This is a genomic window from Sphingopyxis granuli NBRC 100800 (assembly GCF_001591045.1).
GTDB lineage: Bacteria > Pseudomonadota > Alphaproteobacteria > Sphingomonadales > Sphingomonadaceae > Sphingopyxis > Sphingopyxis granuli.
Map to the genome: position 1 here is coordinate 13,649 of NZ_BCUA01000013.1, position 14,126 is coordinate 27,774.

The 14,126-nt window shown below is 64.7% G+C and carries 10 protein-coding genes; 7 read left to right on the plus strand and 3 right to left on the minus strand.

Going from position 1 to position 14,126, the window contains the following annotated elements; all coding sequences use genetic code 11:
- Positions 1-501 precede the first annotated feature (501 nt).
- Positions 502-3,003 (plus strand): TonB-dependent receptor, encoded by a 2,502-nt coding sequence (locus SGR02S_RS05100; protein ID WP_169799645.1) that lies wholly within the window; start codon positions 502-504, stop codon positions 3,001-3,003.
- 9 nt (positions 3,004-3,012) lie between these two features.
- The gene (locus SGR02S_RS05105) at positions 3,013-4,452 is read left to right on the plus strand and encodes an MFS transporter (RefSeq protein ID WP_067106344.1); all 1,440 of its coding nucleotides are present in this window, start codon (positions 3,013-3,015) and stop codon (positions 4,450-4,452) included.
- A gap of 29 nt (positions 4,453-4,481) precedes the next feature.
- Here the strand turns inward: SGR02S_RS05105 and SGR02S_RS05110 are convergent, their stop codons facing one another.
- Positions 4,482-5,123 (minus strand): TetR/AcrR family transcriptional regulator, encoded by a 642-nt coding sequence (locus tag SGR02S_RS05110; RefSeq protein WP_067106346.1) that lies wholly within the window; start codon positions 5,121-5,123, stop codon positions 4,482-4,484.
- A 99-nt stretch (positions 5,124-5,222) separates the two neighbouring features.
- On the opposite strand from SGR02S_RS05110, the gene SGR02S_RS05115 reads away from it, so the two are divergent.
- The gene (locus SGR02S_RS05115) at positions 5,223-6,182 is read left to right on the plus strand and encodes a Coq4 family protein (RefSeq protein ID WP_067106348.1); all 960 of its coding nucleotides are present in this window, start codon (positions 5,223-5,225) and stop codon (positions 6,180-6,182) included.
- 15 nt (positions 6,183-6,197) lie between these two features.
- Here SGR02S_RS05115 and SGR02S_RS05120 read toward each other — a convergent pair whose 3' ends face one another.
- Positions 6,198-7,580 carry an oxygenase MpaB family protein gene (locus SGR02S_RS05120; RefSeq protein ID WP_067106418.1) on the minus strand — a complete coding sequence of 461 codons (1,383 nt, stop codon included), beginning with the start codon at positions 7,578-7,580 and terminating at the stop codon, positions 6,198-6,200.
- A 45-nt stretch (positions 7,581-7,625) separates the two neighbouring features.
- Here SGR02S_RS05120 and SGR02S_RS05125 point away from each other — a divergent pair, with 45 nt between their 5' ends.
- Positions 7,626-8,324, plus strand: coding sequence for a CerR family C-terminal domain-containing protein (locus tag SGR02S_RS05125; protein WP_067106350.1), 699 nt, complete (start codon positions 7,626-7,628; stop codon positions 8,322-8,324).
- 334 nt (positions 8,325-8,658) lie between these two features.
- Positions 8,659-8,835, plus strand: a complete 177-nt coding sequence (locus SGR02S_RS19965) for a hypothetical protein (RefSeq protein WP_156482979.1) — start codon at positions 8,659-8,661, stop codon at positions 8,833-8,835.
- A gap of 48 nt (positions 8,836-8,883) precedes the next feature.
- Here SGR02S_RS19965 and SGR02S_RS05130 read toward each other — a convergent pair whose 3' ends face one another.
- Positions 8,884-9,555 carry an FABP family protein gene (locus SGR02S_RS05130; protein WP_067106352.1) on the minus strand — a complete coding sequence of 224 codons (672 nt, stop codon included), beginning with the start codon at positions 9,553-9,555 and terminating at the stop codon, positions 8,884-8,886.
- 468 nt (positions 9,556-10,023) lie between these two features.
- Between SGR02S_RS05130 and SGR02S_RS05135 the strand changes: the two genes are divergently transcribed.
- Together SGR02S_RS05135 and SGR02S_RS05140 are read left to right on the plus strand one after the other, a co-directional pair.
- Positions 10,024-12,309, plus strand: coding sequence for a TonB-dependent receptor (locus SGR02S_RS05135; protein ID WP_234002472.1), 2,286 nt, complete (start codon positions 10,024-10,026; stop codon positions 12,307-12,309).
- Positions 12,310-12,399: 90 nt separating this feature from the next.
- On the plus strand, positions 12,400-14,100 hold the full coding sequence (locus SGR02S_RS05140; RefSeq protein ID WP_255211389.1) for an amidohydrolase family protein: 1,701 nt from the start codon (positions 12,400-12,402) through the stop codon (positions 14,098-14,100).
- Positions 14,101-14,126: the final 26 nt, after the last annotated feature.

Sequence of the window (14,126 nt, forward strand, 5' to 3'; positions counted from 1 at the left end):
GCCCTGACCCTCGCTAATGCCGCCCGTCGAGACCGTCCGCCGATCCATGGCGCGCGAAACTCCGTTCATTCCTGTCTCCCTTATACCTCGCCCGCTTCGTGGCGATGGTCGTGTCGGCCGTGACCAATCACGATGATTCTATCATAATAGAAAAATATATTACGCCATTGCAACATGTGCGAACATCGAAATCGCCGTGGCGATGTCGTCTTGCTTTTCCAATGAGATAAGATGCTCCTGCCATCGCCGGGCAATCCCCGCAAATGCGCCGGGAATGGCTTTCCCAGCGATAAAATCGCGATGTTAAATATACTATTATAGACTAATATATGAAACACCTATAACGATGGTGACGGGGAATGCCGCAATGGCATTTCGCCGTACATAGCGTGGGCCCGGTGAAGCGGGCCCATCGCGCCAATAATCGACCAGCAGGATCGCTGGCGGCGGGAGAGGCGTGGTATGCGAAATATATCTTGGATGTTTGCGGGCGTCGCATTCATGGCGATGCCGGCTGCGGCTCAGACGCAGGGTACGACGACGGCCGGGAGCCGGCCTTCCGCAACGGAAGACGGCCCGGGCCTGACCGAAATCGTCGTCACGGCCGAAAAGCGGACGGCCAATCTGCAGGAAGTGCCGCTGGCCATATCGGCCTATACGTCCGATGCGCGCCAACTCGCCGGTATCGACACGCTGCAGGATTTCGCCAACTTCACGCCCGGATTGAGCTATTCGGCGGGCAATGATCGCGTGTTCATCCGCGGCATCGGGCGCCAGACCAACACCAACGGCAGCGATCCCGGCGTTTCGACCTATACGGACGGCATCTATGACGCCTCGACCACTTCGATCGCGGCGTCCGATTTCTTCATCGATCGCATCGAAGTGCTGCGCGGCCCACAGGGCACGCTTTATGGCCGCAACTCGATCGGCGGCGCGATCAACGCGATCTCCAAAAGGCCGACCGAGGACTTCAGCGCCGACCTGCGCGGCACCGTCGGCAATTATGGGCTCTACACGATCGAGGCATCGGCGTCGGGCGCACTGACCAGGGGGCTGCGCACGCGGCTGGCGGGCGGGTACCACAAGCAGGGACGCGGCTATTTCAAGAATGAGGCCGGCGGGATCAGCGAGGGCGGCCGCGGCGAGCGCCGCTATGTCGAATTGCAGCTGGAGGCCGACCTCGGACCCGACGTGACGGCCTGGGCCAAGATATTCTCGGGCCGAAGCGACCTGAATCCGCACCCGCTCAACCGCATCGGCGCCTATGACTTCGCTCCCTATCCGACCGGTGCGATCACGCCGGGCGCGGCGTTCGGCTACCTGATTCCGGGCGTCGTCGCTCTCGATCCCGATCCGGTGCCGCCCGGCGCGACCGACATCCGGCGCTTCAGCGCCGATACGACGCAGACCGAGCGCCTGCGCGGCAATTTCGGCGCGACGGGCGATATCAAATGGTCGCTGCCGACCTTCGACGTCCGCCTGCTCGGCGGCTATCAGAAATATCGTATCGACAACACATACGAACTCGATGGGACGAGCGTGATTTCCTACGCTTTTCCGCTTGCCCCGGGCGGCGGCGTCTGCGCCTTCATTCCCGGCTGCACACCGCTCACCGCCTTTCCGTCGACGCAGCTCAATCTGCACAACGACAAGAGCTTCGGCAGCGGCGAACTCAACCTGACGTCGAACACCGACGGACCGCTGCAATGGGTCGCTGGCGTCTATTATTATCAGGAGACGCTGACACAGGAATCGCACTTCAACGCGCCCAACCAGCTGCAACTGCGCGCGCCGGCCAACGGCCCCGCCAACCCGCTCGGCGATTTCGTCTATGCCGCCTCGACGCTGACCACCAAATCGTCGGCGGTCTTTGGTCAGGTCGACTATCGCTTCACCGACGCGCTGCGCATCACGGCCGGGTTGCGCTATACGCATGACAGGAAGAGCGGCGACGAATCCTTCCGCATTCTCTGCTTCGGCTGCGGCGGCTTCTCGCCCGACCTTTATGGTTCGGCGACTCCGGCGCTCGACATCACCGCGTCGCAAATCTCCGCGCTCCCCGCACCGGGGGTCGCGTCGGCCGTGACCATCGATCCCGCAACGGGCATTGCGCGGCGCGGGCTGGCGAACAGCTGGGACGCGCTGACCGGGACCATTGCGGTCGAATGGCAACCCGGCGACGACCAGCTTGCCTTCCTCCGCTACAGCCGCGGCTACAAGTCGGGCGGGTTCAATGCCGGCGGCATTTCGGTGCTGCCGCAGACCGGAGCGGAGCATGTCGACGCTTTCGAAGCGGGCTACAAGCATGCAATCGGCCGGCGGCTGCGCGTCAATCTGGCCGGCTTCTATTATGATTATCAGGGGCTTCAGGTGCCGTTGACGGTGTCGCAGCCGGGCGGTGCGCAACTCACCCAGTTCTTCAACCTCAAAAGCTCGCAAAGCTATGGCGCCGAGTTCGAGCTCGCGTGGCAGCCCGCCGATCCGCTGCAACTGTCGTTCAACTATGGCTACGGCCATTCGCGGATCGGCGACGGATGCTGCTTCGTCGATGGGCAGGACCCGCTGGCGGTACAGCCCGGCGCGCAGCCGTCGGGACCGTCAGTCAATGGCCAGCAGCCGCAAAGCGTCGCGGGCGCGCGGCTGTCCGACACGCCGCGCCACAAGCTGGCGCTCAATGCGATGTACAGCATCGACTTCGAACCCGGCACCCTTTCGCTGTCGGGAAACTATGTGCTGCGCAGTTCGGCCTACAGCAACATCTTCAATCGCCCCTACAACCAGATGCCTTCCTGGGATCAGGTCGATTTGCGCGCGATCTGGACCGGTACGGGCGATCGCTATCGCGTCGTTGCCTTCGTCAAGAATCTGTTCGACAGCAAGGGATATGACAGCGCGCAGGGCAATTTGCTCGCGTCGTCGCCGACGTTGGAGGTTGCGCAATCCTATTCGCTGACCCCGCCGCGAACCTATGGCCTCCAGCTCGAAGTCCGGTTCCGATAGGCCGCTCGCGTGAGCAGGACCGACGCACGTCCGGCCGATGCCCTGCCGTTCAGGACCCGGCTTCTCTATGGTTCGGGCACCATCGCCTTCGGCATCAAGGACCATGGCTTCAACGCGCTCCTGATGTTGTTCTACAACCAGGTCGTCGGACTTCCGGCGGCCTGGGTGGGAACGGCGATCATGATCGCGATGATCGCCGACGCGCTGTTCGATCCGTTGCTCGGACAATATTCGGACAATGTCCGGACGCGTTGGGGCCGCCGGCACCCCTTCATGTATGCCGCCGCTTTTCCCATCGCACTTTTCTATCTGCTGCTGTGGACGCCGCCCGGGATGGCGCATGGCGCGCAGTTCGCCTGGCTCGTCACCACGGCCATCCTCGTGCGCTTTTCGATCAGCCTTTATGAGATCCCCTCGACCGCGCTGCTTGCCGAATTCACCAGCGATTATGACGAGCGCACCAAGCTGGTTGCCGCGCGCTATTTCTTCGGCGTGTGCGGCGGCATCGGGATGACGGTCGTGACCTTCGGCTATTTCCTGCGGCCGACGCCGACGCAACCGGTCGGCCATCTCAACGCGGGCGGCTATGTCACCTATGCCTGGGCGGCGGCGGCGATCATGCTGCTGTCGGTCCTTGTCTCCTCGCTGGGGACGCAGAGGGAGGTGCTGAAACGCCCGCCGCCGCCACCGGTCGTCAAGGTTCCGGTCGGACGGATGCTGCGCGAGATGCTCGGCGTACTGGTTCACCCCGCCTATGTCTCCATCCTGCTCGCCAGCCTGTTCTTCGCCGTGGCGTCAGGACTCAACCTGTCGCTGGGCGTCTATTTCTCGACCTATTTCTGGGAACTCAGCGCCAGTCAGATCGCCACCGTCGCATCGACCGCGGTTGCGGGCATTCTGCTCGCCTTCGTCGTCGTGCTGCCGTTGTCGGCGCGTTTCGGCAAAAAGCCGGCGGCGATGCTCATGTTCGGCCTGTCGCTGATATCGAGTGTCGTCCCGCTGATCCTGCGTCTTGTCGGCCTGTTTCCGGCCAACGGCGATCCGCTGCTGCTGTGGCTGCTGATGGGGCAATTCGCCTTCAGCATGATGACGACGGTCGCGGGCGGCATCCTGGCGGTGTCGATGGTCGCCGACGTGACCGACCAGATCCGGCTCGAGACCGGCCGCCGCTCCGAAGGCCTGCTGTTTTCGGCCGCGACGATGGTCAACAAGGCGGTTTCGGGCATGGGGATCATGCTCGCGGGGCTGCTGCTGTCCTTCGTCGGTTTTCCCGACAATGCCCGGCCGGGACAGGTCGGTGCCGATGCGCTGCACGGGCTGGCGACCATCTATATCGTGGCGCTGTCGGTCGCGACCGCCATCGCAATCCTCTGCCTCGCCCATTATCCGATCAGCCGGTCGCGCCATCTGGAAAATATCCGGCAACTGGGCGAAGCTGCCGCGGAATGATCGCGGGTCTCGTTGCGGTCGAACCCTTGCTAGATGCCGTCGCGCCGGGTCAGTGGCAGGCCGCGGGCGAGCACCGCCTCGGCCGCGTCGAGCAGGCGTTCGTTCTCGGCCACCAGATCGCCCGCGCGACCGCTTTCGATCCAGGCATCGAACGCCATCCGTCCGCCCGCGACAAGCATCGCGGCGGCCATCTGCGCGCGGCGGTCGACCGTCGGATCGATGCCGAGCTCGTCGGCGATATAGTCGGTCATCAGATCGATCTGGAGCCGCTGATGCCCATACCACACCGGCAGCAGTTCGGGTTCGCCCGCGAGCGCGCGGCCGAGGTTGATCTGGCCATCGCCATCGCGCTCATAGGCGTGCGCGAGCCGGACCACCTGGTTGCGCCAGAAGGTGAGCACCGGCACCCCCTGTGCGCGATGCGTCGCGACCACCGCTTCGAACCGGGTGCCCGCGGTGACCGCAATCGCCGCGGCCAGATCGCGCTTCGAGGCGAAATGGGTGAACAGCGTGGTGATGTGGATATCGGCGGCTTCGGCGATCGCCGCCATCGTCGCATCGGCATAGCCGAGCGTGACGAACAGGCGACGCGCGGCTTCCTCGATACGTTGGCGCGTCCGCGCCTTCGCCGCGGCGCGCCTCGGGAAACTGACTTTGGTAGGTTCGTCCATGGGCCGCTTATAATCAATGCCGCACGAAGTGCCAGCTATATAAGTTGATCATTCTACTCTTATAGTGTAATCGATCGATCGATGAAATTCGGGAGATGAATGGCGATGATCGAACCGTCGATGCGCAAGGAATTCGAAACCTGGGTCGAGACGGCCCGTCCGCCGCTGGCGGAGGAGCCGGCGCTGGGCCTCGCTGCCCTGATGACGACCGCTGCCTTCGTCGATCCCGTCGCGCAGGTGCTGATCTTCGACGCCATCGCAGCCGCCACGGCGGCGAGTGACAACGGTGCCGCGCGCGCGACGCAGATCGCGGCGGCGCTGCCGTGGGCGACCGAGGGCAAACCGCGCATCGCGCTGCCGCGCGCGCTGTGGGACGATTATTGGGCGATCGTTGCCGAGCCGCCCTCGCCGACCGCGGGCGAACTCGATCTGACGCTCGCCGTCGTCGCGCTCGGCAGCCGCTACGACCAGCGGATGATCGACGCCTGCGAGGCGGCGCTGCTCGAGTTCGACAGCGTGCACGAACTGATCGCCCAGCCCGAGGTGCGGCTGACCACCGCCGATCTGGAAAGCCATGCAGCCGACAGCCTTGCGCATGATCTGCTATCGATGCTGACCGCGAACGGGTACGATATCGAGGTGATCGACGCCGACACCGTCGTCCTGCCGGGCGATTATCCGGCGCAGAACCGGACCAACCGGCGCATCCTCCAGCTCCACGACATCTGGCATCTGGTCGCCGGATACGGCTTCACCCCGGCGGGCGAGGTCGCGATCTCCGGCTTTCAGATGGCGCAGTTCGGCCAGAATTATTCGACGCGTTTCCTGGCGACGGTGGCGTCCAAGGCCGCGGTCCACGCTCCGGCGATGATGGACATGCTGCTGACCGTGATGTTCGACGGCTGGCGCCACGGACGCGCGACGAAGGAGCTGATCGCGGTTCCGTGGCACCAGCGCATCGCCGACCCGATCGAGCGCGTTCGCGCCGAACTCGGCATTCGTCCGCTCGACAGTGCGGCGGTGCGGATGATGGAGGCTCTCACCCCGGTGGCCGCCTAGCGCGGCCGCGCCGGCCTATTCGGCGGGCACCGGCGGCGCTGACGGGCGGTATTGCGCGGCGTCGGTGGTGAATTCGGCATGGCCATAGCTCGCGAGTTGCGCCTTGAGCTTGGCGATCAGCCGCCGGTCGGCGACCGCACGCAATCCCGGAATATGGGCCGCCAGCGCATAAAGCCGAACCCGGGCATAGATGAACAGCCCGGCGATCGCCGCCAGCGCGACGTCGCCGGCGGTGAGATGGACGCCGATCGCCGCGGCCTTCGCCTTGTCGCCGCCCATGAAGCTCTTGACGAAGAAGAGCTTGGCAAAGGCGCGCTCGAAGATCTCGTGCAGGCGCGCGCGCAGCGAATCGTCGGCGCGCAGGTCCGCCGCCATCGTCGCGCGCAGCAGTTCGCCGCAGGTGCTGTCGTCATAGCCGCTGCGGAGCGTGCCGCTCCGCGCGTTCATCAGATCGACGATCCCCTGCGGCGTGTCGGCGAGCAGTTCCTCGGGCAGGCCGAGCAGGAAACAGCGATAGCGGGCCAGTTCGACCGTCGCGCGCTCGGCGCGGGTGAATTCGTGACGCCCCTCCTCGATCATCCTGTACGACAGCAGGAAGACCGAGATCAGCCCGGCCGGCATCTGGTCGACCTGCGGGATCGGAATGCCATAGACGTCCATGTCCCAGTCGTCCGGGCGCCGCAGCACGTTCGCACGCACCATCGAATGCATCAGCCGCACCATCGCCGCGGCCTTGAAGCCGGGACCATGACGTTCGAGCGCCCCCGGCAGCAGCGAGGTGGTGAAGAATGTCGCGGTATCCTTGACGCGGCGCGCCGCGGTCTGGCTCGACAGCGTGCCGGTGATCGCCATCGGCAGCGCGGCATATTTGTTCATGAAGGTCGCGATGAAGGCCCCGCGAATGATGAACGGGCCGAAATTGGCAGCCGAATTGCGGTCGATCCGCGCGCCTTCCTCGACCAGCGTCATGTCGAGCCAGTCGGGAATCCGCTCCATGTCGCGGATGAAGGCGACCAGTTCGGGCGGTGCCCCCGGGACGCTCTCGACGCCTTCATCGCAAGCGCGCGTCAGCATGTCGACCAGCGCGCGGAATCCATATTCGCGCATCAGCGCGGCATAGGCATCGGCGGTCACGTCGCCGGTCATCGTATAGGCACGGATGAATTCGACCCGGTCGGGATCGGCGAGCAGGGCATCGCGGTCGCGGTCATATTTGCCCGACAGCGCGGTCGGATCGCCCGGCGCCGCGGCGAAGCGTTCGGGAACGGCCCGGAAATCGACCTTGCCGTACATCGCGGGCACCCGATCCCGCTGCGATTCCACCTTCGCCCACAGAGTGTCGAGCGTCGCGCGCGTGATCAATATCCATCTCCCTCTCGACGAGATGGCATCGATCATATATATCAATTGATACAAATTCAAGCAAAAGGGATTGAACCGCCGATGCCGCGCTCCGCAACCCCGGCCACCCCGCTCCGCACCGCCTCCGACGGTTATCGCAAGGGCGAGGAGACGCGCGCGCGCATCCTCGCCGTCGCGCTCGCCGCGTTCGGCAACAGCGGCTTCGCCAGCGTCACGACCCGGCAAATCGCCAGGGAGGCGGGCGTGAACCTGCCCGCGCTGACCTATTATTTCGGCAACAAGCGCGGCCTCTATCTCGCCTGCGCGCACGCGATCGTCGCGCGCTATCGCGAAGGCATGGGCGCCGTGGCGCTGACATCCTATGCCGCACTGCAGGAACCGCTGGCGCCCGACGCAGCGCGCGCGCTGCTCAAGCGGCTGTTTGCGGCGCTGGCGCGCTTCCTGCTCGCAACCCCGGGGGCGCAGAATCCGTCGCTGTTCGTCCAGCGCGAAATCGCAAGCCCCGGTCCGGCCTTCGAGATTCTCTATGCCGAATTGTGGCGCCCGGGCATCGAACTTGCGACCGATCTGATCGTGCAGACGACGAGCGGGCAGCTGACGGAGACCGAGGCACAGGTGCGCGCGGTGCTGATGATTTCGAGCCTGACGGGCTTCCTCTCAGGCCTGCCGGTCATCGCACGCACGGCAGGAAAGGCTGACTATGTTGCGCTCGTCATCGCGGCGCTTGCAAGACAGATCGACTCCCTTGGACGCGATGATCAACATTGTGCGGACATCTGACGGCGTCGACCCACTTGCACCGACGAAGACCAGCCACGGACTTGAACACATATTCCCCAAAGCAACCGTTTCAGATGACCTGTAACGCCAACGCAAACAGCCGGGATGAAGCGCGAAGCGGACATTGTCGTTCGCTTCCGAGTTCAGAATTTTCAATAACTTACGTACGGGTCATGAACGTCCTTGCCCCGGCCGCCGCTACTCGGGGCTTTCCGGAGTCGTTTTCGCTGCCGATCACTTCGTCTACCGCCCACCGATCCGACGGGGCCGCGGTTTCGCGCCGTGATCCGGCCCGCGCTTTCCTTGCGCTTAAGGCAAGGAGAGGAGAGAGGTCATGGGCGGGCGACGCGCTCATCGGGATGTCTACCAGTGGCGGCCCTGGATCGTGATGATTCCGCGGTTCGGCATGATGGTCACGCGCGACGGCGCGCGGTCCGGCCTGATTCTGCCGGGGCGCTATCTGGTGCGCCGGTCGCGGACGATGGGGCAGATGATGTATCGGCGGACCTAGGGTCCTGACCCAAGCGGCGATCCTTCGGAGGACCGCCGCCACCGTGCGTCAGTCCGCCCGTTGCGGCGCGGCGGCCGCCTTTCGGTCCCTGACGGTCCTGGCCCAGGGGTTGAGGTCGGGTTCGGCGATCTTGGTCAGCCTGTTCCGGTCGCGGTGCTGGAACGCGACATCGCGTCCGCGCACCATCAGGCTCGTGTCGGATATGTAGCTCCACGATCCGTCGCGGTGGAAGCTCACCTCGATGCGATAGCTGTCGGTCCGGAACGCGAGTTCGAGGAAGGTGGTCGAACAGATGCCATAGTCGGTCCGCCCGCGTTCCGCGGTCAGGACCAGCTTCGTCGCCTGCGGCGTGGCGTGTCCCGCTGCGATCGCCACCTGCCCGCGCGGGATCGCCACGGTCTGCAGGATAAGGCCTGTCGCCGGCTCCCACAGCCAATAGCCGACCTGGTCGTGAAAGGCGATGTCCTCGTCGGGCGTGTTGATGTGCACATGATAGCGCAAGCCGTAGAAGAGCTGCGGCCCGTTGGTCTGCGGGTCGATCGGCTGCATCTCGATGCGCTCGTAATAGGATTTCCGCTCGGGTCCCTCGGCCTTGGGGTTGAGGTCGACCCCGCGATGCCCTTCCCAAATGCCCGCCAGCCGGCGCAGCGGCCCCAGATGCGCCAGCGTGTCGGCGTCGATCGGATCGGGCTCGGTGAAAATATCGTCCGGAATGTCCACGCCCCTGTTTCTCCCCTGACTGCGCAACCGCTCGACCCCGCTCGGCGCGATTCGACCGTCCGGCGATAGCCTAGCAAGGCGCGGCGCCCTTGTCGCCGCCGCGGACTCGCAACTCGGGCCGCTTTCGAGTCGTCCTCACGACGGCCGAGAGGAGCGATTCCGCCCCGGTTTGGCACGGATATCGGCCGTCTGCCCATATTGGTGACGGAGCGGGGCGCTCCGTCAGGGCGGAATCATGATGATCTATCGGGAAATTTTCCAACAGACCCGAAGAATTGACGAATTTCACGTAAAACGGAGAATTAAATCCGGATTTCGGATGAAAATACCACGCACCTTCGGAAACCCCGATGATAGCATCCGATAACTGAAGAATTCACGGTCGGAATTCGCAAAAAGGGGATTAGCAACATGGGAGACAGTGAGATTTTCGTTGGTCGCGTTGCCCGTTTCACACGGGCCGTACTGATGGTTTCGGCGATGGGCGTCGCCGGAATCGCTCCGGCGATGGCACAGGATACGGCCGCACAGGATACGCAGAACGACAGCGCGCAGAGCGCGGCGACGGGCGGTGAAATCATTGTGACCGCGCTGAAGCGCGGCACGCGCCTTCAGGACACGCCGCTCGCCATCTCGGCGGTGACGGGCGATTCGCTGGAGCGCGCGGGCACCACCAGCTTCACCGAACTGACGTCGGACACGCCCAGCCTGCGCATCGTCGACAACGGCCCGGGCAACCGGCGCGTCATCCTGCGCGGCGTCGTTGGCGCGGGCGAACCGACGGTGGGCATCTATTACGACGAATCGCCGGTATCGGGATCGGTCGGCACGTCGAGCGACGCCGCGGGCAGCACCCCCGACTTCCGCGTCTTCGACGTCGAACGCGCCGAGGTGCTGCGTGGCCCGCAGGGCACACTCTACGGCTCGGGTTCGATGGGCGGCACCGTCCGCATCATCTATGAAAAGCCGAAGACCGACACGCTCGAAGGCGCGGGGTCGGTGAATCTGTCGGCGGTGAAGGGCGGCAGCCCGGGCGCCTCGGTCGACGGCATGATCAACCTGCCGATCGCGACCGACAAGCTCGCGCTGCGCGTCGTCGGCAGCTATCAGCAGTTCGCCGGCTACATCGACAATAATTTTTACGGCACCAGGAACATCAACGACGGCTATGCCCTCGGCGGCCGCGCGTTGCTGCGTTTCACGCCGACCGACGAGCTGACGATCGACCTCGGCGCCTATTATTCGAAGGTGTCGACCGATGCGTCGCGCTGGTTCTACGAAACCGGCCAACGGCACGTCACCAGCGCGCGGTCCGAATCGGGCAACTACGACACGAACCGTATCTACAGCGGCACGCTGCGGTACGACTTCGGGCCGGTGGCGCTGACCGCGGTGTCGACCTATTTCGACCGCGACAAGATCACCGTCGGCGACGTCAGCGACAATTTCAACGGCCGCGCCACGGCGGCCGGCTGCGCGCAATATCTGCTCGGCAACACCGCGCTGACCTGCTCGGCGACCGAACTCGCTTCCTATCTCGATCTCACCAACACGATCCTCTATTCGAGCCTGTATCAGCCGCAGAGCGTGCGCAACTGGTCGAACGAGATCCGCGTTAGCTCGACCGACGGCGGCCCGTTCAACTGGACCGTCGGCGGCTATATGGAGGATCGCAAGACGACGGTGCGCTCGACGCTGCTCGCCGCCGATCCGCGCAACGGCCAGCTGCTGCCCTTCGTGGCCGCGAACATCTATTACGACCGCACGATCAGCGACCATCTGAAGCAGAAGGCGCTGTTCGCCGAACTGTCCTATGAATTCTTCGAGAAACTGACCGCGACCGTCGGTTCGCGCTGGTACGAATATGACAAGACGGTCGGCGGCGTCGTCGATCAGGGGCAGATTCACTACGCCTCGAAGCCCAGCCCCTATCGAGAGGCGCGGTCGAAGGAGAACGGCTTCGTCTTCAAGTTCAACCTCGCCTATGAGTTCAGCCGCAACCTGATGATCTATGCCCAAGCGGCCGAAGGCTTCCGTCCGGGCGGCGTCAACCAGGCGAACGGTCTGCCGGTCGCACTCGCCGGCTATACCGCCGACAGCCTGTGGAACTACGAACTCGGCCTGAAGAGCCAGCCGATCAGCGGCGTCTACTTCAACCTGACGGGCTATCAGATCGACTGGACGAACATGCAGGTGTCGGCGCGCACCGCCGGCGCGGGCTCGGTGTTCGGCTTGATCTCGAACGTCGGCGCGGCGCGCATCAAGGGGCTCGAGGCGGAACTCAACGCGTCGCCGGTCGGCGGTCTCTCGCTGATCGCCAACGTCGGCTATACCGACGCCAAGCTGTCGGAGGATCAGGTCAGCACCATCGTCATCGCGGCAGGCCGCAAGGGCGACAGGCTGCCGTTCGTTCCCAAGTGGAACGTCAGCGCCTCGGCCGAATATCTGTGGTCGCTCAGCAGCACCCTCGAAGGGCTGGTCCGGTTCGACGGCACCTATGCCGGCTCGTCCTACTCGACGCTGGCAAAGACCGACGCCTATCGCCGCAAGGTCGACGACTACACCCTGTTCAATGCGCGGTTCGGTATCCAGGCGCCCGACGGCGACTGGAGCGCGCACCTCTATGTGAACAACATCTTCAATGCCGAGGCGATCACGACCAAGTCGAGCAGCGGGAACACCGGCGGGCTGACGGTCACCCATGGCGCGCCGCCGCGCACCATCGGCCTCAATCTGACGAAGCGGTTCCGCTGACGGGACGGCGGGCGCGCCGGGGAGCTCCTGCCGGTGCGCCCGCCCTCCCACGACGGTATCGGTTCAGGGGCTTCCAACGGGAGAGGGTCAATGAAAAAACTGGGGAAAAAACTGGGATCGACGACACGACGCGTTCTGATGGCCGGGGCGGCCGGGCTGCTTTGCGCCATTCCGGCGGTGTCCGGGCTGGCGCAGACCGCCAGCCCCGCAGCGCAGGCGACGAAGCCGCGCGCGGGTGCCGTTCCCGCCCCCGCGCGCCAGCCGGGCGAGGGCGCCGGGCCGTTCCGCAAGATGGTCATTCGCGGCGTCACGCTGATCGACGGCAGCGGTGCGCCGCCGCGCGGTCCGGTCGACGTGGTGGTCGAGAACAACATTATCACCTCGATCGAGGCCGCCGGTACGCCGGGGCTGCCGCTCGTCGACGGCCGCGCGCCGCGCGATGCCGATTATGAGCTCGACGCGACCGGCATGTTCATGCTGCCGGGCTTCATCGACATGCACGTCCACGGGTCGAGCGACGACAAGGCGCCCGACCTCAGCTATTCCTACAAGCTGTGGCTCGCGCACGGCGTGACCTCGGTCCGCGGCGTCGACCTCGCGCCGTTCGAGATTTCGCTCAGCGAGCGGGCGCGCTCGGCACGCAACGAGATCGTCGCGCCGCGCATCTTTTCCTATCATCGGCCGGGCATGGGGCGCGGCTGGACCGGCGGTCTGACGAACACGCCCGACAAGGCGCGCGAATGGGTGCGCTGGGCGGCCAAGGCCGGGATCGACGGCATCAAGCTGGGCGCCGACGCCAACCAGCCGCCCGAGGTGCTGGAGGCGATCTTCGACGAGGCGAAGAAGCAGCAGATCGGCACCGTCGCGCACCTGTCGCAGATCGGCGTCGGGAGGATGGACGCAAAACACGCCGGCGCCACCGGCCTAGGCACCGTGACTCACTTCTACGGCCATTTCGAATCGCTGCTCGAAAACGGGCCGGTGCAGGACTGGGCGCCCGACTATAATTTCATGGACGAGCAGCACCGCTTCGGCGACGTCGCCAATCTGGCGCGCGAAAGCTTCAATCCGGGAACCCCCGAGTGGAAGGAATATCTGGAAAGCCAGAAGGCGAATGGCGTCACCTTCGATCCGACGATGACGATCTATGCCGCGTCGCGCGATCTGATGCATGCGCGCAACGCCGACTGGCACGCGCGCTATACGATGCCGCAGCTCTGGGGCTTCTTCCAGTCGTCGCGGGAGAATCACGGCTCCTACTTCTTCGACTGGACGACCGAGCGGGAAGTGCGCTGGCGGAATTTCTACAAGAAATTCATGCAGCTGATTAATGACTACAAGAATATCGGCGGCCGCGTCACGGCAGGGTCGGACTCGGGCTTCATCTTCAAGACCTATGGCTTCGGCTTCATCGAGGAACTGGAGCTGTTGCAGGAGGCCGGCTTCAATCCCAGCCAGGTCGTGCAGGCCGCGACGCTGAACGGCGCGCTGACGCTCTATGAGCCCAAGGGCAATGTGGCGCCGCCGATCGGCACCGTGCGCGTCGGCAAGCTTGCCGATATGGTGCTGGTGAAGGAAAACCCGCTCCAGAACTTCAAGACGCTCTACGGCACCGGCGCGCTGCGCCTCAACGAGCAGACGCAGCGGCTCGAACGCGTCGGCGGGGTCAGCTACACGATCAAGGACGGCATCGTCTATGATGCGAAGAAGCTGCTGGCCGACGTGGCCGAGATGGTGAAGGCCGAAAAACGGCGGATGGGATTGCCCGAAGAAGGCGTTCCGCTGCCCTGAACCGAAAGGGGGGCGGCCCACGGCGG